The following is a 1,165-nucleotide window of genomic DNA, read 5'->3' on the forward strand; positions in this document are numbered from 1 at the left end:
TTCGATGTGCGCGCTGACGATTGATTGCTCTCTGGGCGACCACGGGCGAAAGCTACGTAACCCCTGTGCTAGTCGACGCTTGGCATGCGGCCTCACCAACATCTTTGGTGGGGCCTGCCAAGCCGCGGCTTGGCAGGTCAAAACGCATGCTAGGAGACTTACGGCTATGGATTATGTGAAGCTTGGCCGCTCAGGGCTTGAGGTCTCTCGCCTGTGTCTCGGCTGTATGACCTACGGAACGCCCGATCGCGGCAACCATCCCTGGACCCTGGGCGAAGAACAAAGCCGTCCCTTCATCAAGCGTGCGCTGGAGCTCGGCATCACGTTCTTCGATACGGCCAACGTTTATTCCGACGGCACGAGCGAAGAGATCGTCGGCCAGGCGCTCAAAGACTTTGCCAGACGCGAGGAGGTCGTGATCGCCACAAAGGTGCACGGGCGCATGCGCCCGGGGCCGAACGGGGCAGGCCTGTCACGCCTTGCGATCATGACCGAGATCGACAACAGCCTGCGCCGGCTCGGCACCGACTATGTGGATCTCTACCAGATCCACCGCTGGGACTATTCAACCCCGATCGAGGAAACGCTCGAAGCCCTGCACGATGTCGTCAAGGCCGGCAAGGCTCGGTACATCGGAGCCTCCTCAATGTATGCCTGGCAATTCGCTAAAGCCCTCTACACGGCCGACCTGAACGGCTGGACGCGTTTTGTCTCCATGCAGAACTACTACAATCTCCTCTACCGCGAGGAGGAGCGGGAGATGCTGCGGCTGTGCCAAGCTGAGGAAATTGGCGTCATTCCCTGGAGCCCGCTGGCGCGCGGCCGTCTCACCCGTGACTGGGATGAGAGTAGTGCCCGCTCGGAGACGGACGAGTTCGGCAAAACGCTGTATGCCAAGACAGCGGAGGCGGACCGCAAGGTTGTGGAACGTGTGGCCGAAGTCGCAAGCCGACGCGGAGTTCCTCGGGCGCAGGTTGCATTGGCTTGGCTGCTGCACAAGCCAGTGGTGACGGCGCCGATTGTCGGAGCCTCAAAGCCGCAGCATCTGGAGGATGCGGTGGCCGCCCTGTCGATCAAGCTGACATCTGAGGAGATCGCGGAACTGGAAGAGCCGTATGTGCCACACGCCGTAGCGGGATTTGCATAATAGGAAGCGCCAGGAGCG

The 1,165-nt window shown here is 61.1% G+C and carries 1 protein-coding gene; it reads left to right on the forward strand.

Annotated features, from left to right (window positions below; translation table 11 throughout):
- Window positions 1-166 precede the first annotated feature (166 nt).
- Window positions 167-1,147, forward strand: a complete 981-nt coding sequence (locus JKL45_RS29585) for an aldo/keto reductase (RefSeq protein ID WP_201865334.1) — start codon at window positions 167-169, stop codon at window positions 1,145-1,147.
- Window positions 1,148-1,165 lie beyond the last annotated feature (18 nt).

The sequence above is a fragment of the Microvirga soli genome (assembly GCF_016734765.1).
Lineage (GTDB): Bacteria > Pseudomonadota > Alphaproteobacteria > Rhizobiales > Beijerinckiaceae > Microvirga > Microvirga soli.

What these genes read in the sequence shown, in the direction of transcription:
- JKL45_RS29585 (WP_201865334.1), top strand. Translation starts at nt 167, where the DNA reads ATGGATTATGTGAAGCTTGGCCGCTCAGGGCTTGAGGTCTCTCGCCTG.